Genomic DNA, 25,420 nt, shown 5'->3' on the forward strand with positions numbered 1-25,420 from the left:
AATTTCAAAACAATTTTTAAAAGGCTTTACCATTATGACGTTACATTTAGTACGTAAAAATGCTTCAACGGTTGTCGCAACCGGTGGTGCGCTACGTAGTGCGATTCTGATCGGCGCAGTGTTATCAACGCTTTCTTTCGGCTTGCTCCCAGGCATCGCCAGCGCAAGCCCCTTTGCGTATGTCCCTAACGAAAAATCCGGTACCATTTCTGTTATTGATACAGCCAGCGACACTGTCATCGGCGAAATCAAGGCGGGTACCAAGCCACGCGGTCTGGCAGTGCGCCATGATGGAAAATCCTTATACGTCAGCGATCAACCAACCAATTCGCTATTAATTGTTGATGTGGGAACGCGCGGGGTCGTCGGATCCGTGTCCGTGGGAGAGTCGCCCGAAGGTGTGGGTATTGCTCCCGCCGGTGATTGGATTGTCGCCGCCAGCGAGATAACCAACTCTGTCAATTTCATCTCCACGGCGACAAATAAACAAGAATTCATTATCAAGACCAAGGGTAAAAATCCGGAGCATGCCGAATTCAGCCCCGATGGAAAATGGTTATATGTCAGCGCTGAGGAAGCGGATTCGATCGACATCATCGACATGACCAAGCGCGAGCAGGTCGATCTGGTGAAGCTCGGCAGGCGTCCACGCGGTATCGCTTTCACACCCGATGGCACGCGCGCTTACATCGCCGCAGAGCTTGAGAGTATGGTGTATGTGGTGGACGTTGCGACCCACAAAGTTATCGCCCAGGTGAAGGCGGGCACCTTCTCGAACGGCGTCACCATGGCACCAAATGGCAAACGTGTTTATATTTCCAACGGCAAGGATTTTACTGTTTCGGTCATTGATACTGACACCAACACAGTAGTGGCGACGGTGCCGGTTGGCAAACGTCCATGGAACATGGCGATCACACCAGATGGCAAGAAATTGTATGTTGCCAACGGTCGCTCTAATTCGGTTTCTGTAATTGATACCGACACCAATCTGGTCAAGGCCGAAATCCCTGTTGGTGCACTACCCTGGGGCGTCGCCATCAGATGATCAAGCCCGTCAAGTACGCGTCTGGCGACAGGGCGATAGGCATGCGTGGCAGCGGGGTAACCGGCTATCGTTTTCCCACAATCGCCCTGCATTGGTTAGTTGGATTATTGATCATCGGGATGCTTATATTAGGCTATTACATGATCAATGTGCCCAAAGGTACGCCGGGTCGGGCATCCTATTTCAACTTGCATAAATCGATCGGGGTAATGGTCGGGGTGTTGATACTATTGCGCTTGGCCTGGCGTCTCACGCATCGATCGCCGCAGTTGCCAAATACCATGCCGCAATGGGAGGTACGGGCTGCGCGATGGAGTCATCGCTTGCTCTATCTGTGCATGGTGGTGCAACCAGCAAGTGGCTATATATCGTCGTCGTTCAACAAATACGGCGTGAAGTTCTTTGGCATCCCGCTACCAAAATGGGGTTGGGAAGATCCTGGTTTGCGTGATCTTTTTGGCTTTATCCATTATGTGGCAGGTGCAATATTTACCGCACTGGTTGTGCTACATGTATTGGCAGCGTTCAAGCATTTGCTTGTGGATCATGATGGCGTTTTTCAGCGTATGTTACGTTCGTAATAGCGTATTTAACGTAAAAGATTGCGCAGCAGATGCAACGAAAAGGTTTGGAACGAAAGCGAGAGTTAGACGCGTTGAAGTGCGATGGCTTCGGCTCGGCAGGGAGTGCCTCTGAAATGAAAGTCAAGTCCCTTGGCCGAATGGCCAGGCTTGCCCTAAGCGCGCTTTTGTGACGGCTATGAATCTATGGCATCAGATAATGCAGCATCATCGGGTAACGCTGACGTGTTACCCGGTTTTTTCTGTGAGTGTGGCGTTTTCAGGGAAAAGAAAGCGCTTATACATGAGCTTTTCGATTTCATTGGCAGGCACAGGTCGGGAAATATAATAGCCTTGAATTTCGTTACAGGATAGTTCCTGCAATATATGAAGCTGTTCAAGCGTTTCCACGCCCTCAGCAACGACGCGCATGTTTAAGACATGCGCCATGGAAATGATCGCCATAAAAAATACTTCGCCCTCCTTGCCGTCACCCAATTTTGCGGTGAAGGCGCGGTCGACTTTCAGAATGTCGAGATCCAGCCGTTGTAGCTGCGACAGCGACGAATACCCGGTACCAAAATCATCCAGCAGCAGTTTGATACCCAATGACTTAAGCGCCGCAAGTTGCGTGAATATCGCCTGATCTTCGCCCATCATGCAAGATTCCGTGAGCTCGACTTCGACCAGCGACGGATCAATCTCATAGCGATGCATATGCGATGCCAGCACCGTGTCAAAATTTCCCTGATTGAACTGCGGTGACGAGACGTTGATTGACACCGGTACGAGCGGTACATTGTCTGCTTTCCAGCGAGCTAACTGAGCACACGCCTTTTTGACAACCAGTTCGCCGAGTTTGACAATGAGCCCAGTCTCTTCGGCCAGAGGTATGAACTCATCCGGCTGGACCATTCCACGGGTTGGATGGACCCAGCGCACCAGTGCTTCAAGGCTGCGAAGCTCACCGCTGGCAGTATCTACCCGCGGCTGATAATAAAGGACGAATTCGTCACTTTCAATGGCTGAGCGCAACCCTTGCTCATTGTTCAGTCGGACTACCAAATTTTGAGATAGTTGCGGTCGGAAGAACTGATAGCTGGCTTTGCCATTTGCTTTTGCAGCATACATGGCAATGTCGGCATGCTTAATCAGCGTCTCAACGTCGTCGCCATCTTTTGGAAAGATACTGATACCAATCGATGCGCACACAACATGGCTGCTTTGGCCAGATAGAAAGAAGGGCTTTCTAAGGGCCGCTATGACCCGTTGGCTGACACTTTCGACCATGGCAGTATCGTCGGGGCTTTCAAGAATAATGGTGAATTCATCGCCGCCAAGGCGTACCACATTGTCACAAGGACGAATGACCGAACGAAGGCGCGCGGCGGCCGCTTGCAGCAATTCATCGCCGGCTGCGTGGCCCATTGTGTCGTTAATATTCTTGAAATCATCCAGATCAACGAATAGTAAGGCTAACGAAGTCTGTCCGTTGCGTGCGCGGTTGATCGCCAGTGGCAAAAACTCCATTAACCAATGACGATTGGGGAGGGCGGTTAATGCATCCGAATTTGCCATGACTAATAGCGCTTGTTCATGCGCTTTGTTTTCGCTTATATCGCGCAAGGTGAGTGCTAACCCAGCGTTTGAACGCATCATTTTTCGATGCACCCAGGTCATTTTCAGAGGGCTTTCAGGGGGAATTAAAAAATCGTCCTCGTAAAAATTGAGTTTGATTGCTTCGACATAAGTCCGCATCAACTGTTCAAAATAAGAGCGGTTGGCGTACACGCTGGAAAGACGTCTTCCCATCAGCTCATCTCTTGACGACCCGTACTGTGCCGCCCCATGTTCGTTACAGTCGACGATAATAAAGTCGACAGGGTTGCCTCCGCGCCGACGTTGTATTGCAAGCATGAAGAAGCCTTCGGTGCCCCCTTCGCTGGAAATGCCATATGCCTCACGAACCTGCGTAAATTGATACTTGCGCCAGGCCAGCCGACCGGTGAAAAAGACGGCAATGAAAGCAAAAATCAGCACGCTGGCAATGCGACCCAACGCCAGCAACCTTTGCTCGTGGGAGATCGCTTGCAGAGGCAGCAGAACCTCATCTTCGGATAAACCGGCTACCGCCACAAGTGGATAGTTTTTGATGCGTTGCCACGCAACGATGCGCGAGCGGCCGTCGATGAATCGATTGCTCTCCACGTGTCGGAGGCCAAGCGCAGTTGTAATCACCGGTGAAGCTTTGTAGACCGTTGCGTTGGAACGGATGTTTTCGCCCATTCTTTTCGCCAGTACGACCCCGTCCATCGTTCGAAAGGCGAGAAAGCCATTTTTCCCGAGCGCTGCATCGACAGTCGGGCTATAAAAATATCCAGGCTCAACCGATACCATCACGATCCCGTCGAACGCGCCATCTTTAGCATTTAGTCGGCGGGAAAAGCGAATAATCATTTTCCCGGAGCCAGCGCCGATGGAGGGTTTGGTGATGACGAATTGGTTGTTGTCACTTTTTTGAAGGATCAGGAAATAATCACGCTGCGCCAGGTTTACTCTGTTCCGCGGTAAAGTGGTGCTGACAATGTCGCCGTGGCGGTTCGCAATGGTGACATACAACATGTCGGTGACGGGATAAAGACCCGCCCGCGTTTGATCTTCCAGTCTTAACGTGCCCCCGCCGGTCTCCCAGTAATATTTGAGATTGCGTGTAATTTGGTCGATTTGCTCAAGCGGTCGTGCGAGTTGTTCAGCATAGGCGCCGGATAATAAAGCGACTTCTTTGGCGCCGTTCTTGAGAAGCGTCTGTTTTTGTTTTTCGATTTGAGAAGAAGTAATCTGCCAAATGGTGGCCGCAAGCACCAGGCCAATGATTGGCCAGATTGCGATGATGCGAAGCCTGCCTCGGAGAAATCCGAAACTTGTAGCCATTCGGCCAAGATGTTCAGTAGGGCGAATGATAGGCATTACAATGTTTTTCGTTTGGGCGAGCTTGGTGCTATTGGCATAAAAGATCGTTTTTTTGGTTTAGAGTTTCAGCCGGAAACGTTTTTAAATAGTTCTATTTGGAAAGATTAGCACGCGCTGAACTTTTTTTCCGGAGAATTTGACGGGAAATGACATCGTCGAATCATTTGATCAATTATCCGGCCGCTTTGTACCTGATTTTTAACCTTTATAAGACGCGATTGGCGTTCGTACTGTGTTAATTATGCAATCTGATCAGAAAATCACAGGGCTAAAGCCACATTTTGTTGAGGCGGATTTGTGTGACCGCAGCGCAACCGAACGGCTATTTAACGATCATCAAATTGCCGCTGCAATTCATTTTGCCGCGCTGAAATCAGTCGGTGAATCGGTTGCAAAGCCGGTTGAATATTATGCAAACAATTTAGGTGCTTTGCTAACCCTCTGCGGCGTGATGCAGAGTGCTAATGTCAATCAATTCGTTTTCAGTTCCCCGGCCACGGTGTACGGCAATCCTGAGACCGTGCCAATCAAAGAAGATTTCCCTCTTCGTGCAAGCAATCCATACGGACGCACCAAGTTAATGGGAGAGCAGATTTTGCGCGATCTGGCTGAGGCGAACGAACATTGGAAAGTCGCTTTCCTAAGGTATTTCAATCCTGTTGGCGCGTATGTAAGTGGATTGATCGGTGAAGACCCGCGTGGGACGCCTAACAATCTCATGCCTTATATCGCGCGGGTAGCCGCCAGACGGGCGGCTAAATAGTCGGTGTTTGGATCCGATTATCCGACTATCGACGGTACTGGCGTACGTGATTATATTCATGTGGTCGATCTCGCCAAGGCGCATCTTGCGGCATTAAGTTGTCTGTAAAAAAGAGGCCAAAGCATTACTGCCAATATAGGAACCGGTTGTGGTTACGGCGTTCTCGAAGTCATCGCTGCTTATGAGAAAGCCAGCGGGCAAACTGTGCCCTACGATCTGGTACCGCGCCGCCCAGGCGGTATTGCATCGTACTACGCCGATTCGCGATTGGCTGCTGAACTGCTTGACTGGCGGGCGGAAAAAGATTTGGCAGCAATGTGTGCCGACTCCTGGAAATGGCAGTCGCTTAACCCAGCGGGTTTTGAGGCTGAAAGTCAGTGACACCTGGCCATTCTTTTGAAGCAGAAACTGCGCGCTACTAAGTCCCGGATCATGCTGCTTGACGAGTTATTTGAGTGGCTGCGAAGTCAGCACTGGAGCGGCTGAGCTAAGGCACTCAGCCTGGCGTGGGATCGTGTTTGATCCGAACCGATTGATCCGCCGTTCAAATGGTGATCTTAAGCTCCGCACGGCGTTCGTCAAATACTTCGTTCGGGAAAGCCGACTTAATACAACAATTATCAACTAAGTAATTTATTTGCTATGTTGAGCGCGTCAGACAGGCGCATGCTTCTCATCGAATTCATTCGTTCCCTATTTTTTTCAGGCCTTTTTCAACGGAACCGTTGAGAGGCTGTGCACATCCGTGAGCTGCACAGTCTATTTTCTGCCTAATTAATTAGCATATTTATTGTTTTTATGCAATTTCTCATAAGAAAATTAATTATTTTTATTTCTCGTGGTTTTTTTGAGACGTATTCGCATGCAGCATAATGTTGAGCCTAAGAAATCTTGTAGAATGCCATTTCAATACGTTTTATTGAACTTGGGCACTAAAATTTGGATGTGCGCCGTAGGCCGGCGTATACATTTGGCCGCTAGTGCGTCTGCAACATTAAGCCTTTCAGGCTTGTATCTCAGGTTGAATTACCTCATGTATTTCTTGTCCAGGACCGCCATTAAACGGTGGGGTATCGTCATCGGGTTAATTCCCTTGTTATCTGCCTGCGCGTACGCTCCTGGCATGCGCATGGACAAGCAAAATGTATCTCAGACGCTATCCGATCAAGATCGTGAGCAAGCCTCGCAATCAGCGGCCCCTGGCGTTACGCCGGTTCTGAAATCCATTACGCCGCAGTTGTTGCAAGCAGACAAGATTACTCGTGAGAAACAGGCAAGTCAAGATATTAGCCAACTGGTCGCTACGCCGATGCCCTATTTGATCGGTAGCGGCGATGTCCTTTCTATCGTGGTGTGGGATCATCCTGAACTTTCCACTCCGGTGATGACTAGTTCGACCACAATCAGCGCTGCCGGGGCCTCTGACGTCGGCGCTACGAATACCCCCGGGTTTGTGGTTGATCAGGATGGATTGGTGCAGTTTCCGTATGCGGGTCCACTCAAACTGGCTGGACTGACCGAGGCACAAGCACGCACGCTGTTGACCCGGCAACTGAAGAACTATCTGAAAAAGCCGGACCTTACGCTACGCGTCCAGGCCTATCGTAGCAAACGTATCTATATCGATGGCGAAGTCAAAACGCCGGGCATTCAGAGTATTAATGATTTGCCGATGACGTTGATGGAGGCGGTGAGCCGCGCAGGCGGCTTCCTGCCGACGGGCGATCAAAGTCAGATAGACGTCAGCCGGGCCGGAACTACCTATCGGGTGAATCTTCCACAACTCCTGGATAAAGGCATCAATCCTGCCAGCATTTTGTTGAAAAATGGTGACGTTGTGCGCGTCATTGCGCGAGAGGAAAGCAAGGTATTCGTACTGGGCGAAGTGACTCGTCCAACGACGCTGACGCTGCGCAATGGGCGGCTTACGCTCAATGAAGCGCTGGGCGACGCTGGCGGTCTCAATCAATTAAGCGCCGAGGGCCGGCAAGTGTATGTCGTGCGCAATGCAGCGGACATGCATCCGATCATCTACAACCTTGACGCTCGCTCCCCGGTGGCGCTGGCGCTGGCTGAAAATTTTGAGCTCAAAGCCAAAGACGTCGTCTATGTTGACGCTTCCTCGCTTGCCAACTGGGCGCGCGTGATCGCGCTGCTAGTGCCTAGCGCCCAATCCTTAACCGGTGCGGTGCAGGTCACCAAATGATTAAGAACATTCTGGTCATTTGCATCGGCAACATCTGCCGCAGCCCTATTGCTGAAGGGCTGCTGAAGCACGCTTTGCCGGAAACCTCGGTGCGATCTGCTGGAATCGGGGCGATGATTGGTCATCCCGCAGATCCATTTGCAGTTCAGCTTACTCAGGAGCAGGGCATTGATATTAACGCCCATCGTGCTCAGAGTTTGGCGGCGTGGATGGTCAACGAGGCCGATATCATCTTAACGATGGACCTGGAACAAAAACGATTCATCGAACAAAAATATACGACATCCAAAGGCAAGGTCTTCCGTTTAGGGGAATTTGATAAGTATGACATTCCCGATCCGTACCGGGAGAGTCTGGACGTTTTTCGTCAGACCTATGGCCTTATTGCGCAAGGCGTTGACGCGCTGGTTAAGCGCCTCGTACATATCAATTAATAGAACCGTTTAAATAGTCATCACGATGAATCAACCCATTCAGCAATTAGTTCCCATTAACATCCCGGACGATGACGAAATCGATCTGGCAACTTACCTCGATATTCTTTTAGATAATTGCTGGCTAATCGCCAGTATCACGTTGGTGATTGCTCTACTGGGAACCGCATACGCGTTTATTGCCAAACCTATTTACGAAGCCAACATGATGGTGCAGGTTGAGGATAGCCCCAACTCGTCCAAGAATATCCTGGGTGATATGTCATCAATGTTCGACGTTAAAACGGCGGCGTCATCGGAAATGGAAATTCTCCGTTCGCGTATGGTGGTAGCGCATGCTGTCGACAATCTGCGGCTGAACGTTTCGGTACATCCAAAATATTTCCCAATGGTGGGATCCTGGCTTGCTGGCGGTAACAAAAAACTGTCTGAGCCTGGGCTATTCGGTTATGGCGGCTACGCATGGGGCGCTGAAAAAATTGATGTTTCTACATTCATCGTGCCAGAATTTCTGGAGGGCCGGGAATTTGTGCTCACAGTCGGGGCCAATGGACAATACACGGTCAATGAAAGCAAAGACGATCTTAGATTAAAAGGCAGTGTTGGATCCACGCTGAAAGTTAGTGAAGAAGGCGGCAACATAGAGCTGCGCGTCGACCGCATATCGGCTCGCCCGGGCACCCAATTTATATTGAGCGCGACCTCTCGTTTAGGTGCCATCGAAAAACTACAAAATGCCATGGGCATTGGCGAAAGAGGCAAGCAGTCTGGCATTATTAACGTCACGTTGGAAGGCACAAACCCCACGCTAACCAGCAACATACTGAACGAAATCGGTCGCGAATACGTCCGTCAGAACGTAGAGCGCAAATCGGCAGAAGCAGAAAAATCACTTAGCTTCCTGGATCAGCAACTCCCGGCTCTAAAGCGTCAGCTGGAACAGTCCGAGACTAAATTTAATCAATTCCGGAACATCAGCGGGACGGTTGATTTAGGCGAAGAGGGCAAAATGTTGTTGCAGCAATCCGTCGCCGCTCAAACCAAATTGATTGAGCTGAAGCAGAAAAGAGAAGAGTTGCTGGTCCGCTTTACGCCCGCGCATCCGGCCGTGGTAGGAATAGATAGCCAGATGAAAGAAATAACGGCCGAAATGCAGGCAATCGTCACGCAAATTAAACAGCTGCCATTAGTCGAGCAAGATGTACTGCGTCTAACCCGCGACGTTAAATTGAACACCGATTTATACACGGCGTTATTAAACAGTGCCCAGCAACTGCGCCTGGTCAAGGCAGGAAAAATAGGAAACGTGCGCCTGGTGGATGCAGCCATGGTACCGGAACACTCGATCAAACCTAACCGGCCGATGGTGATGTTGGTCGCGTTATTGATCGGTTTGTTTTCTGGTGTGGTCGCCGCATTTATTAAAAAATCGCTGTTCGGTGGTATCAGCGATGCCCATGATATTGAGCAAAATCTTGGCCTCACCGTATATGCAAATATACCGCACAGCAAGCAGCAGGAATCTTTGTATCAGCGTGTGCTTGCCAGGTCCCCACAAAATTCCGTATTAGCGCAAATCGATCCTGCCGATACGGCGATCGAAAGTCTGCGAAGCTTCCGCACCTCTTTACAATTTTCGATGCTGGACGCAAAAAATAATATTATCCTGATCACGGGCCCGACACCGGGCCTGGGGAAATCATTTGTCTCTGTCAATATCGCTGCCGTGTTGGCGGTCGCAGGGAAAAAAGTTTTGCTGATTGATGCTGACTTACGCAAAGGATATTTGCATCAGTACTTTGGTTTTGGTCGGGACAACGGTCTCTCGGAACTCGTTGCCGGTTCCTGCACACTGGAACAAGTGGTGCATACAAGCGTCGTAACAAATGTCGACTTTATCGCCACGGGCCGCTTGCCTCCAAATCCGGCTGAATTGTTATTGCACGAGAATATGGCGCAATTTCTCCAATCCTTATCCGGCAGCTACGATTACATCCTGATAGACACGCCACCTGTTCTGGCTGTTTCGGACACCCTGATACTTGGACCGCTGGTCGGTGCGGTCTTTATGGTTACGCGTGCTGGACAAAGCACCATCGGCGATATTAAAGAGTCGATCAAGCGATGCAGCTACACCGGAATTCCGGTGAAAGGCATATTGTTTAATGATATTAAGCGCCGACCGGGTAGCTATGGATATGGCGCCAAGTACGGCAAATATCGGTACACCCAATATAAATATTGATATAGATGAGGCGGAAAGCAGATGTCGCTAAGCGGCGTGCTGCTTCCCTCTATGCGGCCTCGAAAAATGGTGGGAAAAATTTAGATATTTTGATCCGATACGTCTCGCTGAAGTCTGTCTTTGTTGCGTAGGCGCGATGACGGTCGAATAGCGATTTGTATAGCATCGAGCGTACGTGTTCGAACCGTATTTTTCGCACGCTATAAATTGCAATGATGCAGCGGTACCTTGATTCAACCGAGTCCCCGAACAACGCCATAAAATCGCAATAAATTGAGATCAAATAAGCCATTTCCGCCACATTTGTTTCAACTTATTGGTTAAAAATTAAGTCTATAAAAAAACAAAATGATGAAAATTATTTTCACTCAAAAATATGACCATTCCTTGCACGCTGCGGTTCCATTTTTTTGCGTTCAACTGAGTATGTATCTTCGTAGGCTTCCAAGAGCCAACTACATGCCTGTCACGTCAAATGATACAAACGTGGATCGGAGAGGTTTATGATCTCGAGCCTGAGTATTGCCGGCACAGCTTTAGCTGCCGCATCGGCAAGCTTCGTTGCAAGCGTAGTAATCGTTGCCTCACAAAAGTGGCACGGAAAACATTCGTTAGACCACGACGTCTCCGGTGTCCAAAAATTTCATACTGTCGCCGTACCCCGTGTGGGCGGAATTGCTGTCATAACGGGAATTACATTTACGTTGTTGCTGCTAACACTCACCGATCCATTTCTTGCTGCAGCTTCCGGCATACGGGATGCGTTCAAACTTTTGCTCGCGGCCAGCCCGATTTTTGTTGCCGGAACGGTGGAAGATTTGACGAAAAAAGTTTCTGTCAGAGCGCGACTCGGCGCAAGCATTTTTTCTGCACTCCTCGCCAGCTGGCTCCTGGGAGCCACCATCGTTAGCCTGGATATCTGGGGTTTCGACACACTGCTAACAATCGCCCCGGTCGCCATTGTTGTGACAGCATTCGTAGTCGCCGGAGGAACCAACGCCATTAACATCATCGATGGCTTTCACGGAATTGCGGCGAGTACGGTCATTATCATATTGTCTGCGATGGGATTTCTCGCCTGGATACAAGGGGACATGTTTGTCACCCAGCTCGCCGTGATCGGGGCCGCTGCGGCATTTGGTTTTTTGCTAGTGAACTATCCGACCGGACGGATATTTGTGGGGGATGGGGGAGCCTATCTTTTAGGGTTCTGGGTATCCGAAGTCGCGGTCTTGCTGTTAATAAGAAATCCATCCATCAATGCCTGGCAGCTCTTGGCGATCTGCGCCTACCCGGTAATTGAGGTTTTATTCAGCATCTATCGCAGAAGAATTATTCGAAAATCAGACCCCGGGCACCCCGACTGTCTTCATCTTCACACGCTCATTTATCGCCGTCTGGTGTGTCGGTTACTACGTCCTAATCCGAGTAAACCCTGGATCAGAAATGCCACGGTAGTTTGTTTTGTCGGAACATGGATCGCGGTGATGGCAGTCGCCTCGCTATTGCTAGGCAGTACCATTGTTGGCGCTGTGGCTGTGGTGCTGGCACAGATTGGATTATATCTGGTGGTCTATGCACGCTTGGTGCGGGGGCGGTGGCGCGCGATTCAGATATCCGGAGTTGACTTGTCGATTATTGCAAATGGTGGACGAAATGAATGAGTCAGTATTTTAGGGATACTTCGTTCGTAACTTTCTAACCTGATCCAAGGAAATTTCGTGCATTAAAGCATGAAACTAAACATAGTATCAAAAGCGAAAACATTTCCATGAGCACATTGAAGATACTGCCGGTAATCCTATGCGGCGGTTCCGGTACACGGTTGTGGCCACTCTCCCGCGAGTCTTACCCTAAGCAGTTCATACGCCTGCTTGGTTCCGATTCGCTGCTACAACAAACGTTGCGTAGACTGAAGGTCGTTGATGGCGTAGAGCCGGCCCTTCTGGTGCTCAACGAAACATCACGGTTTATCGCGGCAGAACAATTACGTGAAATCGGCATAGAGAATGCGACGATTTTGCTTGAGCCCATGCGGCGGAACACAGCCCCGGCTATTGCCGCGGCTGCCCTACATGCTTTATCTAAAGGAGAGGATCCTCTTCTCTTGATATTGCCATCGGATCACATTATAAAAAACGTTGTTGCTTTTCGTGCAGCGGTAAGTGATGCGACGCAGGCCGCCTTAAGTGGAGACCTCGTGACATTTGGTATTACTCCGCGCCATCCGGAGACCGGGTATGGCTACATTCGTACGCGTGGCAGTGAGTCCGATAAAGTTCTTCGGGTAATGGAATTCAAAGAGAAGCCGGATCGTGCCACTGCGGAGCGATATATGGCGAGCGGTGAGTATTATTGGAACAGCGGTATCTTCATGTTCCGTGCGAGTCGCTATCTAGAGGAGTTAGGGCAATTTCATCCTGAGATTGTTGAATCGTGTAATAGCGCAGTAACGGCAGCGATTAAGGATCTCGATTTTCTTCGATTAAATGGCCAGGCGTATGCATTAAATCCCGATATATCGATCGACTACGCAGTAATGGAGAAAACCAAGAAGGCTTCGATGGTGAAGCTGGATGCTGATTGGAGCGACATCGGATCATGGGCATCGGTATTGGAAGCTTCGCAGAGGGATCGCAATAATAATGCAATCCATGGCGACGTTATTTTGCAGGATTGCCATGACTGTCTTGTACATGGGACCTCGCGCTTGGTCACAGCTATCGGGCTTCGTAATGTGGTGGTAGTAGAGACCGCCGATGCCATATTGGTTATGAACACGGAGCACGCCCAAGATACAAAAAAAATGGTCAGTAAATTAGCATTGGAAATGCGTCCCGAGGTGCCAAATCATCGCGAAATTTTTCGTCCCTGGGGTTCTTATGACGCCATCTGGAACGGCGCTCGTTTCCAGGTAAAAAGTATTAAGGTTAAGCCTGGCGGAAAACTATCCCTTCAATTGCACCATCACCGTGCCGAGCACTGGATAGTCGTTACGGGTACTGCCAAGATCACGAACGGTAACGCTCAATTTTTTTTGACGGAGAATCAATCCACGCATATCCCCCTCGGCGTTGTTCATTCGCTGGAAAATCCGGGAAGAGTTCCATTGGAGTTAATCGAGATTCAGTCTGGTGCCTATTTAGGCGAGGACGACATCGTGCGTCTGGAAGATCAATACGGTCGAGTCTAAATTGTGAGCAGGAGAGCGGCTTTTTGTGCAGTGGGAATCATGGGTTTGAAAAAGGGAAAAGATAACATGGCGAGGACGTTATGACTCGACTCGGTTCCCGATCATTATTGTCAGACGGGATGTGGCTGAGCAGCTTGCAAGCCTTGGCGGCCTTGGGTCAATTGGCAGGAATTCGCTTGCTTACGCAAATACTGTCGCCGCGTATCTTTGGGGAATTCAGTTTGTTATTGGGCATCGTTGCGCTGATTGCCGCCGGCATAGCCAATCCAACTATGCAAGCCATGTTGCGATACTACCCAGAATACCGTTTGGATGGGAAAGGCGAGTTGGTGAAGACAGTGGCATTGCGCCAACTCGTCAAACTCTTGATATGGGCATCTCCAGTTGTCCTTGTGGGTATGGTTACGACTCTTATATTCGGATGGATCGGCGCAACCGAGATTGGATTGTTAGTGTGCTTGGTGGTTGTCGAAATACTTCGATTGCAAAGCAATGCCTTACTAAATGCGAGCAGTGCACACCGCGCCTATGGTGTGTGGGCAGTCGCAGACGCTTGGGGGCGTCCACTGTTAGCGTGGTTACTGGTATCGGTTATGGGCACTAGTCTGGTTGTCATACTTGCTGGCTATCTGTTCGCATCCTTATGTACTTGGCTAATAATGAAGCGATTTGTTCCAAACGAAGAAAGAGAGATTACGCCCCTTTCAGAGCAGTCCGCTCTGGCGCGCAGATTTTGGAAGTATACGTTGCCCCTGCTTCCTCTCGGGATCCTCGGCTGGGTTTCGGGTATGGCGGACCGTTTTATGATCGGCGCATTTTTGTCTCCCGCCGATGTGGGTCTGTATGTCGCAATTTATGGCTTAGCTAGCCGCCCTATGCTGATGTTCGGAAGCATTGTCGAAAATATTATTCGGCCAGCGTATCAAACCTCTTTAGTAAGAGGGGAAATGCGCACAGCTCATGGTTATTTAATTAAATGGGTAGTTTTGATCCTATTAGGATCGACTGTCGCTTTCGTTCTTGCTTGTTTTGGACACCACCGGCTGGCCTACATTTTACTTGGAAAAAATTACCGTACAGTTTCGTTTTTACTTCCATGGCTGATGGGAGGATACGCATTGCTTATCTTGTCTCATATAGCAAATACAGTTTGTTACGCCAATGAAGCAACCCGTAATGTTTTGTTTATTGAGACTTCAAGTGCGATTCTCGCCGTTGCGTTTGGCTACTTATGCATAAAAATTGGGGGACTAAAGGGCGCGGCTCAAGCTGTGCCTCTTTACTATGGAGTTCAACTTATTGTTTCGTTCTTATTCGCAAGGAATTGGTTGTTAAACGGGCGTAGATAACGACGGAATTTGTAAAAGAATCGGCTCTCTATTCAACCGCATTCTCGATACTCATTACAGCCGGCCTAAAAAATTAGCGCAATAAATTCTAAGTCTATTTTCATACGACGGTAACTTAAAAAATAATGATGAAATATAAGCTCGTAAAAATGGTTCTAAATAACTTTAATAGTCATCCAGGCGCGGTGGACAATTAATGAATATCCTCGTTATTGGCAAGTTTTACACGGAAGATTTTGCTTTACATATATCCGAAACTTTTGCAGCCATGGGACACGCCGTGCGGCGCTTCGAGCCAGGTTACAAACGCAATCGAATCGGTGGGCGATTCGGGCATCGTCTGAACCAGGTTCATGGGGTCATCCACTCCGCTACTGACTCTGTGCCGGAGATCCGCGCCCGACGGATAAAACGGCTATGGCAAATAGCGGATGAAGGCCCCCTGGACTTGATCGTGGTCTGTTATGACTTTCTTTGGCCGGTCGAAGTTACCGAGCTGAAACGACGTACCAGCGCACAAATAGTCATGTGGTTTCCCGATGCGGTTACGAATTTCGGCAAAGCGTTTTTTATGAATGCTCCCTATGATGCGCTCTTTTTTAAGGACCCTTATATCGTCCATGTCTTAAGTGATGTGCTGAAAAGTCCGGTTTATTACTTACCAGAGTGCTTCAACCCGGAGCGTCATTGGCTACAAGAAAAGGATATTGGCCAGAGTCGTGATTACAAATGTGACATCACAACGGCGGGTAATCAACACTCTTGGCGTGTGGCGTTTTACAAAAATCTGGTCGATTACGACGTCAAACTATGGGGAAATCCGGCACCCTTATGGATGGCTGCGGGCAAAGTCGCCCCGATGCATCAAGGCAGAAGCGTATATGACCAAGAAAAAGTAAGAGCGTTTAGAGGTGCCAAGATTGTTGTTAATAATCTTCATTATGGCGAGACATGGGGCGTAAATGTCCGCTGCTTTGAAGCGGCAGGTGCAGGCGCTTTTCAGATGGTGGATTGGAAGCCAGGTTTGAGCCAATTATTCGAAGACGAAAAAGAGCTAATCACGTTTCGAAGCATCTCAGATCTGAAGCAAAAAATAGATTATTGGCTACCTCGCGAAGCAGAGCGGCAAAGTATCGGCGAGGCCGGTATGGGTCGCGCTCACAAGGACCATACCTATGCGCTACGTTTAGAAATGATGCTCGGCACACTCGCTGGTACCAGTGACGGCTTTCCAGTACCTCAAATTCAATATAGGGATTAATAAGCGTCCAGCACGATTATCTACCGTGGAATTCGTCGACTGAGGTTGAGCGTGAATTGACCACGAACCGATCATTCGTCATTCGGAAGAACCGGAGTTCTTTTTATTCCGATAATTGGAGATAAGGATGGTTCTGATTTCCCTGCTATTTCTCAGCCAATTTTTAATACTGATTCATTCAGGACCTTCTAATGTTTTTATCGCTGCTTATTTATTTTTCTGTTGTCGCGGTGCTGTCAATTAATTGGCCAAAAACTCTCACACACAGGTTTGTTATCGCTGGGCTTGTTGCCGGAGTTTTAATTGATGGGCTAAGGATCGAAACAGGAACAGATTGGCTTCCTTATTATCAACATTTCAACAGTTTTGATAACGCTAGTTTTACGGATTATCAAAATTTTGAAATAGGCTATCAATATCTCGTTTGGGCAATAAAAAGTATGTGGGATAACTATACATTTTTCACCGTTATCCATGCCGTGATTATATATTTTGGTGTCTATTATTCAGTATTCAAAATTAGCAACTCACGGCCTATATCTATAGTATTACTCTATGGTAGTTTAAATGCCATGCTTGGCTCGAATAGACAACTTCTTGCTCTATTTTTCCTGGTTATATCTATCAAATATTTAATTGAACGCCGTTTGTTTGTATTTAGTACTTTAATACTTTGCGGAGCGTTGTTCCATAAAACAATTCTCATTTTTCTGCCTTTCTACTTTGTGTATGGACTTTCTTTGCAAGGTTATACGGCGGCGTTCTGCCTGTTAATTGTTTCCAATTATGTGTTGGTTCAGAAATTTTCGGGTTTTATGAATCTACTAACACAAAGCGATAGCGGCCGGTTTTCGACTTACTTCGATAGTTCGATTGGGAATATGCGGCCGGTGCTAGCGTTATCCAAAAAATTTATGGTCCTAGGTGGAATTTTTATTCTCGGAGCAAAGAGTCTTCGCATGCGGTTGACTAGTATAGAAAAAGAAAAACTCATGTTCTTCGCCTTTTGTGCTTCCGTAAGCATAATTTTATACATCGTTGGATTATACGGTCTGGCTGCATTTAACTCTCGCCTGGATATCTATTTCGGAATTTTGTTTGTAGCGATTATTGGCGGGAAAGTAGAGGCGTTAGTACAAAATTACATACGAAAACTTTTACTTATCGTCTTTCTTATAATCACCGCATTTATTACTTTTTCGCAAAACCCATTTCTCGATTTATTTATTCCGTACAAATCTATTTTTTATAACGTTAATTTCATACGTGATTTGTATTAAAAATGTGGGCGATTGCTATTGAAATCCGATGTGCACATGTTTCTACAAAAATAATTTGTAAACGGAATAATGAACGACGGATTAATTCTCTAAGCTGATTTTTTACACAAAGCCAGTCGAGTCTTATAAGAAGAAACTTAAATGATTAAAAACACACGTATCGTCACCATTCATTTGCGTTCCGCCACACCTACCGGCATATTTCTCGCATGAGGCCGCTCATTGGATTGGTGGTTCCTGCGGTAGAGCAAACGGGCGGCGTATCGGCCGTAGCCCGTTTCGTAAAAGATGCAATATTGAGTACAGAGCGCTACGATTTAAAGCTCATATCGCTCGCTACGTCCGCGCATGACCCATGCAATGTTGGAATTACCCGTCCCTCTACGTGGGGCCGGGGGCCGACGGTAGCGTATGGTACTTGGGATGGAATTCCGTACGTCCATGTCGGTGCTATAGCGGGTGAGTTGGAGTTCCAGCGTTTCCGTGCACGAAGGATGTTAACCAGTATGGTGGCTGACTGCGATATTCTTCAAGTAGTTTGTGGTTCACCGGCGTGGGCAAACGCCGTTTGTGACCTCGGAAAACCGGTGGCCGTGCAGTGTGCCACACGTGCCCGCGTCGAACGGCGTCGTCGGGATGGCAATCCTCAGGGTTTAGCTGGGCGGTTACGCAAAGTATTAACTAGCGTTACGGACAGGATAGATAATCTGGCCTTGCGCAAGGTAGATGCTATTCAAGTGGAAAATCCCTGGATGTTTGAATACGCTAAACGTTTGAATTCAGGGCGCCAGGTCGATCTCCGATATGCTCCGCCGGGAATCGATGCGAAACTCTTTTGTCCTTTATCAAAACGTCCAATCGAAGATGATCAGTATATTTTATGTGTAGGGCGCTTAGACGACCCACGTAAGAACATTGGACTGCTGCTGGAATCGTACTCGCGGATGCCGAAAGCGATTCAGAGCACTGTCAGATTAGTGCTCGCTGGAGCGTCAGGTCCTCCCCCATCATTTTGGCAACGCGCCGAAACTCTAGGATTGCGTCACCGAATTTCATATGTTGAGCGTCCGAAGCTCCAGGCTCTCGTCGAGCTGTATCAAAAAGCCTTAATGTTTGCTCTTCCTTCGGATGAAGAAGGACTTGGTGTGGTTTTGCTTGAGGCAATGGCGTGTGGCGTTCCGGTGGTCTCAACTCTTAGCGGCGGACCCGACGGAATTTTAACGGACAGTAACGACGGTTTTTTGGTTCCTATAGATGATGCTGAGGCGTTGGCTGACCGAATGACCCGACTGTGTACAGATCCCATATTAAACATTCGTATGGGGCGCGCAGGCCGCGAAACGATTGAACTGCGTTATGCCGAAACGGTAACGGCGAATGTCTTTCAAGATATGTGGGATCAGATGTTGTTGAAAAGTAGTTATTACAATTGTCGTCCTAACTTCAACAATGCTTCAATCAAAGACGGAGTTCCATTACAAAAAATGGGTATTGGTCGACAGTCTAAGTAAACCTTTTGAGCTAACTGAGTTTGATGAAAACGCCGTGCACCGTTGCCATTACTTTTTCCAAACATTCATGTCGCTTGAATTTAAATATCACTTCGAACGTGAGAAGTGAAGTAACCAGGAAAAATAACATGCAGGAACAAAAACGGACCGGGACATTCATTCTGTATGCCCCAAATGTCCATACGGGGGGCGGTTTTGTTCTTCTAAGCGCATTACTGGCTGCTTGGCCGCGGTCGGTGACGCTGACCGTATTTCTAGACCGCCGAGCGCATGACCGCCTCGAGCCGCCCACAGACGCAACGGTGTTCTGGGTGGATGCAAACATGAGGTCGCGTCTGAGGGCTGAACTTGATTTGCGAAAATCAGCAGTCGTGGATAGCACGGTGTTATGTTTTCATGGACTCCCTCCTCTAATGCCGATTTCGGGCAGGGTAATTTTGTTCCAACAAAACCGTATTTTGCTGGGACTGAATTCTTTGAAGCAGTTTTCATGGAAGACCGGTTTGCGTCTCTCGACCGAGCGGATAGTAAGTAGAATTTTTCGTTACCGAGTGTCTCAATATATAGTGCAAACCCCATCGATGAAGCAAGCTGTAACGCACTGGTGCGGCGCATTATTCCCGCGGATTATTACGGAAGTCAAAGTGTTGCCGTTTATTGATTCTTTACCTGTTTTCCCCCTGGATAAGAGGCCTTCTCCTGTATGGGATTTTGTCTATGCCGCCGATGGCGAAGCGCATAAGAACCACAGGATATTACTGATGGCCTGGCAGCTATTGGCACAGGAAGGTTTATATCCAACGTTGGCTTTGACTTTGGGCGCACGCGATTCTGAGCTCACTCGACATATCGAAATTGCTGCCATTGAAGGCAAGTTGAATATTACTAATCTCGGTCAGCGTCGGCGCGATGAGGTGTTAGCAATTTATGCGAGCGCGAGCGCGATGATTTTTCCTTCAACCTCCGAATCATTCGGTTTGCCATTGGTGGAAGCGGCCAACCTGTCGTTACCAATATTGGCTGCGGAACTAGATTTTGTGCGTGATGTTTGCGTTCCCGTTCAGACATTTGACCCGCTCTCGCCTGTTTCAATAGCCAGGGCCGTCAAACGTTTTTTAGGTGAGCCTGAATCGACGTTGAGATTGCGGACGCCATCTGAATGGTGGGCTGAGTTGCTGCCCGAGTCATAGAAATCGAAAAATATCTTACTTGGACTGTGTGACTGAAAGAGTTCGTTCTTATGTGTCATGGAAAAAATTTACGGCAAAATTTTTTTCGCGGCGTTTGCACACGGCAACGATTTTATATTTTGAAACTGTCAATGATGATATTTAGTCCGGCTCTAACAACTTTTTAGCTGTCGGTAGCAAACGAAATTCTAAGTTTTAAATTGATTTATAGGTGGAAAAATGACTGGCGAAAAACCAATTAGAGTACTGGTGTTAGGAGCTTCTGGCATGCTTGGTAATGCTGTTCTGCGATTCTTTAATCAGAGCGAAGGCTTTAAAGCACTGGGTTCAATTCGCTCGGCTAGTGCAATACGTCACATGCCCGTTGAGTTGCACGACGACATTTTCCGTGGAATAGACGTAGAAAATTTTGACAGCTTGACCGGACTGTTTGCACAAGCCCGTCCAAACGTAGTGATTAATTGTATCGGCCTGGTGAAGCAGTTAGCTGAAGCAGATGATCCGCTTATTGCGATTCCTATTAATTCTTTGCTTCCTCATCGATTAGCGCGTTTATGCGATGTGGTGGGAGCGCGATTCATTCATATTAGTACGGACTGTGTCTTTGCCGGTTCTCGTGGCATGTACAGCGAAGATGACGCATCAGACGCTAAAGATCTTTATGGCATCAGCAAATATCTTGGCGAGGTGGATTATCCGCATGCCGTGACGCTGCGAACATCGATTATAGGTCATGAGCTTAATAGTACTCATGGACTGATCGGCTGGTTTCTTGCACAGAACGAAGCGGTGAAGGGTTTTACACGTGCGGTTTTTTCGGGTTTACCGACGGTTGAGCTGGCACGAGTGATACGCGATTTTGTCATTCCTCTCCCCGAGTTGCGAGGGCTTTTTCACGTGTCCGCAAAGCCGATTGCCAAATACGATTTGCTAAATCTCGTGGCAGAAGCTTACGGAAAAGTTATTACGATTACACCTGAAGATAAGCTGGTTATAGACCGTTCCCTTACCTCCGAACGTTTCCGTGCGAAAACCGGTTACGTGGCGCCGGAGTGGCCTGAGCTTGTGCATAAAATGCGTAAATTTAAGTAAATAGTGATTATTAATTGAAGGAAAATTCCCAAATGTTTAAAGACAAAACACTTTTGATCACCGGCGGCACAGGATCATTTGGAAACGCTGTTCTGAAACGATTTCTGGATTCGGATTTTGCCGAAATTCGGGTTTTTAGTCGAGATGAAAAGAAGCAGGAAGACATGCGCATCAGGCTCAATAACGACAAGGTCAAGTTCTATATTGGCGATGTGCGTGATTACGATAGCGTCCATGATGCGATGCGTGGCGTTGACTCCGTATTTCATGCCGCGGCGCTGAAGCAGGTCCCATCGTGTGAGTTTTATCCGTTAGAAGCCATCAAGACAAATGTGCTGGGTGCGGAAAACGTCATGCGCGCTGCCATAGCCCAGGAAGTAAAGCGCTGCGTCGTGTTGAGCACTGACAAAGCGGTTTATCCCATTAACGCTATGGGTATCTCAAAAGCGATGATGGAAAAAGTAATGGTGGCCAAGTCGCGTCTATGTGACCCCGGCAAAACCGTCCTGTCCGCGACGCGTTACGGGAACGTCATGGCATCGCGCGGCTCAGTGATACCTTTGTTTTTAGAGCAGCTGAAAAGTGGTAAAGCGCTGACTATTACCGATCCGAATATGACGCGTTTTCTAATGTCGCTGGAAGAGTCGGTGGACCTTGTTCTTTACGCTTTTCAGCATGCAAAGCCTGGAGACATTTTTGTACAAAAGGCGCCCGCTTCTACGGTCGGAGAATTGGCTGAAGCCTTGAATTCTCTATTGCGTCGCGAAAATGAAATCAAGATTATCGGTACGCGCCATGGTGAAAAACTGTATGAGTCGCTAGTGTCTCGCGAAGAGATGGCCCGTGCCGACGATCTTGGCGAGTACTATCGTATTCCTGCCGATTCGCGGGATTTGAATTATGACAAATACTTCGTTGAAGGTGAGATCGGCATTTCGTCAATCGACGATTACACCTCACACAATACCCGCCGATTGAATGTCTCTCAGGTGAAGGAAGTGTTGATGCAGCTGGACATCGTGCGAGAGGCTGTCGATGCTTAAGGTCATGACCATTGTTGGAACACGCCCAGAGTTAATAAAGATGAGCCGGGTGATTGCCGAGTTTGACCGATTTACCCGGCACGTATTGGTGCATACCGGTCAAAACTATGATTACGAATTAAATCAGGTTTTTTTTGACGATCTGGATATTCGGAAGCCGGATTATTTTCTGGAGGCTGTCGGTGAAAATGCGGCGCAGACGATCGCCCGCGTGATTGAAAAGTCCGATGAAGTGATGGAAAAAGAAAAGCCCGATGCGATCATGCTGTATGGCGACACCAACTCATGTTTATCGATCCTTGCGGCGAAACGCCGGAAGATTCCGGTGTTTCACATGGAGGCGGGTAACCGCTGTTTTGATCAACGCGTTCCGGAAGAATTGAACCGCAAAGTACTGGACCACTTGAGCGATATCAATCTCGTTCTCACCGAGCATGCTCGCGGCTATTTGATCGCTGAAGGCATTCGTCCTGAGACCATCATCAAGACCGGTTCGCACATGAACGAGGTGTTGGAACACTACATGCCCAAGATCCAGATATCGGACGTGTTGCAACGGACGGGGCTGGAGCCGAACAAGTTTTTTATCGTGAGCGCGCATCGGGAAGAGAACGTAGATACGCCACAAAATTTGCTTGATCTGGTTGAGACACTGAATGCTTTGGCTAAAACCTATAATTATCCGGTGATCGTGTCCACACATCCGCGCACAAGAAAACGTCTGGATGCGCTGGAGCTGGGGGAGCTTAGCCCACTGATCCAATTCTTAAAACCTTTTGGATTTTGCGACTACATAAAATTGCAGATGGAAGCTTTGTGCGTCGTGTCTGATAGCGGCACGATTACCGAGGAAGCATCGTTGCTGAATCTACCTGCGATTACGATCCGGAATGCGCACGAAAGACCGGAGGGCATGGATGTGGGCACGCTCATCATGAGTGGGCTGAAGAAAGAGGGTGTTCTGGACGCCGTACGCGTCATCATCGCTCAGCACGACAAGACTCGACGCGTAATGAAGCCAGTGCAGGACTATGAGGCCGGCGCGGTATCCAAGCAGGTGTTACGCGTGGTGCTGAGTTACGTCGATTATGTGAACCGTACGGTCTGGTCCAAGTGAGTCTGCTGTGCGTATAGTCCTGATCGCGGACGCGTATCCGCCAATGGCTTCTTCCGCAGCAGTGCAACTACGGGATCTTGCACAAGAGATGCTCAGACAAGGGCATAGTCCGATGATGATGATCCCTTCTTCTGATTTGACGCTGCCATGGTCTCTGGAAACAATGGATGGGGTGCCTGTCCTGCGACTCAAAGCGCCGCGTACGAAAGACATCGGCTATCTTCGGCGAACCATCGGTGAGTTTTTGATGCCCTTTGCGATGTTGCGTAGCTTGCGCAAGAGTCCGTTTGGGAAACAAACCTGGGACGGCGTGGTGTGGTACTCGCCGACTATCTTTTTAGGGCCCATTGCTAAAGCGCTGAAAAAAGCAAGCGGCTGCCGCAGCTACCTGATTGTTCGGGACATCTTTCCAGAGTGGGCCGTTGATATGGGCTTACTGGGTCGCGGCCTCCCTTATCGGTTTTTTAAAATGATCGAGCGATATCAATACGCAGCCGCAGATACCATTGGCGTACAAACGCAAGCAAACATGGCTTATTTTGACGCGTGGGCTTCAAAGCCAGGAAGAGACGCGGAAGTTTTGCAAAACTGGCTTTCCGATGCCTCGGATATTGGTTGCAGCATTTCAGTAAAAGATAGCGTAATTGCTGGTCGCACCATTTTTGTCTATGCGGGCAATATGGGTGTAGCGCAGGGCATGGGAATTCTGATAGATCTGGTTGAGCGTTTACGCGATCGAAATGACATAGGCTTTCTTTTTGTGGGAAGAGGTAGTGATGTTCAGCTCATACGCAAAAAGTTTGAAGAACGTAAACTGCTTAACGTCGTTCTTTATGATGAAATAGCCCCGATAGAGATCCGTGGCCTGTATGCACAATGCCATATCGGAATCGTAGCATTGGACCCGCGACACAAAACGCACAATATTCCGGGCAAATTTCTTTCGTATATGCAAGCGGGCCTACCGGTGCTGGCAAGCATCAATGCTGGAAATGACCTGGATAATATCATCACACGTGAAAACGTCGGAAGGGTTTGTACGGATCACTCAGTTGAAACCTTAAAAAGGTTGGCAGAGGATCTCGTTTCAGCGATTGCCGAAAAGGAGAATTTTGCTGTTCGTTGTAACGCCGTGACGTCAACCCTATTCTCCACAGAGGTCGCAGTGAAAAGGATAGTGAATGGCCTGAAACAGTCGTCCGATTGAGCCTGATCTGTACGTTATCTTCAACTCCAGTCATCAAGCTTAAGACGAGTTCGTGTATTGGTATCTAAAAGGTGCGCAGAAATTTAGTTGTCTTTTATGAAAAAATATATAGTCATCGTATTCTGCCTCCTGATGCTCATATGCGCGTTAATCTTTCTACCCTATCTACTGCAGGCGCCAGCGAGCGAGCCCGGCAGCGCGGACGCCATCGTTATATTAGGAGGAGGGGGTGTAGAGCGTTTAACGACCGCATTTAATTTATACAAAGACGGTTATTCAAAAAAGTTTATTTTGCCAGGAGTGGAGCAGGTGAATAGTGATTCGCCCGGGATTTCAGATTCCCGGCGAACCTGGTTACTTGGCGAAGGCGTACCCAGCAGGGACATTTTTCTAGTTGATCGGTCTCCGAGTAGTTGGCTTGAAGCACGACGCACGCTCGCGGTAATGAAGCGCCAAAATTGGCAGAAAGTGATGGTCGTTAGCGACCCACCCCATATGCTCAGACTGGCTTACTCATGGGGGAAAATTTTTTTTAACGAAAATCAAAGTTACATCCTTGTTGCGACTGATCCCACATGGTGGGCGCCATGGGAGTGGTGGACGAATCAGGCCAGTTTTGATTTTATCCGCAACGAAGTGATGAAGTTAGGATATTACATCCTCATGCATTAAGACACTCTCTTTTCGTTCAACGGTGCCAGGTTCAACTTGTTGACAATTATCAACCGGCAGCTTGCCAGTCCCGTTAAATCATTAGCGGGGCGTCGGCAGGGAGGGAACGCTATGCCTAATATGTTTCGCGCGTCGAGTGATGAAATATGCTGGCACAACGCCGCCAAGAATATTCATGGTCCGGTTTGGTGATACTTGATTCGGGGCGGGCCGGGAGATGGCCCTTGATGTCATTCGCATAATATTAGCCAATTTGTTCGGCTTTCCTTTGCCCCGACC

The 25,420-nt window shown here is 48.4% G+C and carries 18 protein-coding genes and 1 pseudogene; 18 read left to right on the forward strand and 1 reads right to left on the reverse strand.

From position 1 onward, the window contains the following. The first annotated feature begins 34 nt into the window (after positions 1-34). Both JQN73_RS10455 and JQN73_RS10460 read left to right on the forward strand, forming a co-directional pair. Positions 35-1,048 carry a beta-propeller fold lactonase family protein gene (locus JQN73_RS10455; protein WP_205322956.1) on the forward strand — a complete coding sequence of 338 codons (1,014 nt, stop codon included), beginning with the start codon at positions 35-37 and terminating at the stop codon, positions 1,046-1,048. Continuing rightward, positions 1,045-1,629, forward strand: a complete 585-nt coding sequence (locus tag JQN73_RS10460) for a cytochrome b (RefSeq protein WP_240162502.1) — start codon at positions 1,045-1,047, stop codon at positions 1,627-1,629. The genes JQN73_RS10455 and JQN73_RS10460 overlap by 4 nt, the downstream gene beginning before the upstream one ends. 228 nt (positions 1,630-1,857) lie before the next feature. Here the strand turns inward: JQN73_RS10460 and JQN73_RS10465 are convergent, their stop codons facing one another. Beyond that, positions 1,858-4,575, reverse strand: a complete 2,718-nt coding sequence (locus JQN73_RS10465; RefSeq protein WP_205322957.1) for an EAL domain-containing protein — start codon at positions 4,573-4,575, stop codon at positions 1,858-1,860. A gap of 256 nt (positions 4,576-4,831) precedes the next feature. On the opposite strand from JQN73_RS10465, the pseudogene galE reads away from it, so the two are divergent. The 16 genes and pseudogenes from galE to JQN73_RS10545 form a co-directional block, all read left to right on the forward strand. Beyond that, positions 4,832-5,722: pseudogene (galE, locus tag JQN73_RS10470) on the forward strand (UDP-glucose 4-epimerase GalE); the annotation flags it as partial. A 748-nt stretch (positions 5,723-6,470) separates the two neighbouring features. Beyond that, positions 6,471-7,547, forward strand: coding sequence for a polysaccharide biosynthesis/export family protein (locus JQN73_RS10475; protein WP_240162503.1), 1,077 nt, complete (start codon positions 6,471-6,473; stop codon positions 7,545-7,547). Further along, positions 7,544-7,981, forward strand: a complete 438-nt coding sequence (locus JQN73_RS10480; protein WP_205322958.1) for a low molecular weight protein-tyrosine-phosphatase — start codon at positions 7,544-7,546, stop codon at positions 7,979-7,981. The genes JQN73_RS10475 and JQN73_RS10480 overlap by 4 nt, the downstream gene beginning before the upstream one ends. A gap of 25 nt (positions 7,982-8,006) precedes the next feature. Beyond that, positions 8,007-10,226, forward strand: a complete 2,220-nt coding sequence (locus JQN73_RS10485; RefSeq protein ID WP_205322959.1) for a polysaccharide biosynthesis tyrosine autokinase — start codon at positions 8,007-8,009, stop codon at positions 10,224-10,226. Positions 10,227-10,729: 503 nt separating this feature from the next. Continuing rightward, a complete protein-coding gene (locus tag JQN73_RS10490; RefSeq protein WP_205322960.1) occupies positions 10,730-11,890 on the forward strand; it encodes a glycosyltransferase in 1,161 nt (386 codons plus the stop codon). Positions 11,891-11,997: 107 nt separating this feature from the next. Continuing rightward, positions 11,998-13,419 carry a mannose-1-phosphate guanylyltransferase/mannose-6-phosphate isomerase gene (locus JQN73_RS10495; protein ID WP_205322961.1) on the forward strand — a complete coding sequence of 474 codons (1,422 nt, stop codon included), beginning with the start codon at positions 11,998-12,000 and terminating at the stop codon, positions 13,417-13,419. A gap of 80 nt (positions 13,420-13,499) precedes the next feature. Continuing rightward, positions 13,500-14,768, forward strand: coding sequence for a lipopolysaccharide biosynthesis protein (locus JQN73_RS10500; RefSeq protein ID WP_205322962.1), 1,269 nt, complete (start codon positions 13,500-13,502; stop codon positions 14,766-14,768). Between the two features lie 196 nt (positions 14,769-14,964). Then, positions 14,965-16,029: a glycosyltransferase gene (locus tag JQN73_RS10505; RefSeq protein WP_205322963.1), complete on the forward strand. Its 1,065-nt coding sequence runs from the start codon at positions 14,965-14,967 to the stop codon at positions 16,027-16,029. 191 nt (positions 16,030-16,220) lie between these two features. Further along, positions 16,221-17,309, forward strand: coding sequence for an EpsG family protein (locus JQN73_RS10510; protein ID WP_205322964.1), 1,089 nt, complete (start codon positions 16,221-16,223; stop codon positions 17,307-17,309). Between the two features lie 494 nt (positions 17,310-17,803). Beyond that, complete coding sequence (locus JQN73_RS10515; RefSeq protein WP_205322965.1) at positions 17,804-18,820, forward strand: glycosyltransferase family 4 protein; 1,017 nt, start codon at positions 17,804-17,806, stop codon at positions 18,818-18,820. 128 nt (positions 18,821-18,948) lie between these two features. Then, positions 18,949-20,010, forward strand: a complete 1,062-nt coding sequence (locus JQN73_RS10520; protein ID WP_205322966.1) for a glycosyltransferase — start codon at positions 18,949-18,951, stop codon at positions 20,008-20,010. Positions 20,011-20,229: 219 nt separating this feature from the next. Next, on the forward strand, positions 20,230-21,102 hold the full coding sequence (locus JQN73_RS10525) for an SDR family oxidoreductase (protein ID WP_205322967.1): 873 nt from the start codon (positions 20,230-20,232) through the stop codon (positions 21,100-21,102). Positions 21,103-21,134: 32 nt separating this feature from the next. Continuing rightward, positions 21,135-22,145, forward strand: a complete 1,011-nt coding sequence (locus tag JQN73_RS10530) for a polysaccharide biosynthesis protein (protein WP_205322968.1) — start codon at positions 21,135-21,137, stop codon at positions 22,143-22,145. Beyond that, positions 22,138-23,262 carry a non-hydrolyzing UDP-N-acetylglucosamine 2-epimerase gene (gene wecB, locus JQN73_RS10535; RefSeq protein ID WP_304607813.1) on the forward strand — a complete coding sequence of 375 codons (1,125 nt, stop codon included), beginning with the start codon at positions 22,138-22,140 and terminating at the stop codon, positions 23,260-23,262. The genes JQN73_RS10530 and wecB overlap by 8 nt, the downstream gene beginning before the upstream one ends. 43 nt (positions 23,263-23,305) lie before the next feature. Further along, entirely contained in the window at positions 23,306-24,469 is a 1,164-nt protein-coding gene (locus tag JQN73_RS10540) for a glycosyltransferase family 4 protein (RefSeq protein WP_205322969.1), read from the forward strand. A gap of 96 nt (positions 24,470-24,565) precedes the next feature. Continuing rightward, the gene (locus JQN73_RS10545) at positions 24,566-25,141 is read left to right on the forward strand and encodes a YdcF family protein (RefSeq protein ID WP_205322970.1); all 576 of its coding nucleotides are present in this window, start codon (positions 24,566-24,568) and stop codon (positions 25,139-25,141) included. The last annotated feature ends 279 nt before the right edge of the window (positions 25,142-25,420 follow it).

The organism is Glaciimonas sp. PAMC28666 (assembly GCF_016917355.1).
Taxonomy (GTDB): Bacteria; Pseudomonadota; Gammaproteobacteria; order Burkholderiales; family Burkholderiaceae_D; genus Glaciimonas.

Coding starts and splice junctions, on each gene's coding strand:
- JQN73_RS10490 (WP_205322960.1), top strand. CDS start 10,730: ATGATCTCGAGCCTGAGTATTGCCGGCACAGCTTTAGCTGCCGCATCG.
- JQN73_RS10525 (WP_205322967.1), top strand. CDS start 20,230: ATGACTGGCGAAAAACCAATTAGAGTACTGGTGTTAGGAGCTTCTGGC.
- JQN73_RS10485 (WP_205322959.1), top strand. CDS start 8,007: ATGAATCAACCCATTCAGCAATTAGTTCCCATTAACATCCCGGACGAT.
- JQN73_RS10530 (WP_205322968.1), top strand. CDS start 21,135: ATGTTTAAAGACAAAACACTTTTGATCACCGGCGGCACAGGATCATTT.
- JQN73_RS10460 (WP_240162502.1), top strand. CDS start 1,045: ATGATCAAGCCCGTCAAGTACGCGTCTGGCGACAGGGCGATAGGCATG.
- JQN73_RS10520 (WP_205322966.1), top strand. CDS start 18,949: ATGCAGGAACAAAAACGGACCGGGACATTCATTCTGTATGCCCCAAAT.
- JQN73_RS10515 (WP_205322965.1), top strand. CDS start 17,804: ATGTTAACCAGTATGGTGGCTGACTGCGATATTCTTCAAGTAGTTTGT.
- JQN73_RS10545 (WP_205322970.1), top strand. CDS start 24,566: ATGAAAAAATATATAGTCATCGTATTCTGCCTCCTGATGCTCATATGC.
- JQN73_RS10475 (WP_240162503.1), top strand. CDS start 6,471: ATGGACAAGCAAAATGTATCTCAGACGCTATCCGATCAAGATCGTGAG.
- JQN73_RS10495 (WP_205322961.1), top strand. CDS start 11,998: ATGAGCACATTGAAGATACTGCCGGTAATCCTATGCGGCGGTTCCGGT.
- JQN73_RS10480 (WP_205322958.1), top strand. CDS start 7,544: ATGATTAAGAACATTCTGGTCATTTGCATCGGCAACATCTGCCGCAGC.
- JQN73_RS10455 (WP_205322956.1), top strand. CDS start 35: ATGACGTTACATTTAGTACGTAAAAATGCTTCAACGGTTGTCGCAACC.
- JQN73_RS10505 (WP_205322963.1), top strand. CDS start 14,965: ATGAATATCCTCGTTATTGGCAAGTTTTACACGGAAGATTTTGCTTTA.
- JQN73_RS10465 (WP_205322957.1), bottom strand. CDS start 4,575: ATGCCTATCATTCGCCCTACTGAACATCTTGGCCGAATGGCTACAAGT.
- JQN73_RS10510 (WP_205322964.1), top strand. CDS start 16,221: ATGTTTTTATCGCTGCTTATTTATTTTTCTGTTGTCGCGGTGCTGTCA.
- wecB (WP_304607813.1), top strand. CDS start 22,138: ATGCTTAAGGTCATGACCATTGTTGGAACACGCCCAGAGTTAATAAAG.
- JQN73_RS10500 (WP_205322962.1), top strand. CDS start 13,500: ATGACTCGACTCGGTTCCCGATCATTATTGTCAGACGGGATGTGGCTG.
- JQN73_RS10540 (WP_205322969.1), top strand. CDS start 23,306: ATGGCTTCTTCCGCAGCAGTGCAACTACGGGATCTTGCACAAGAGATG.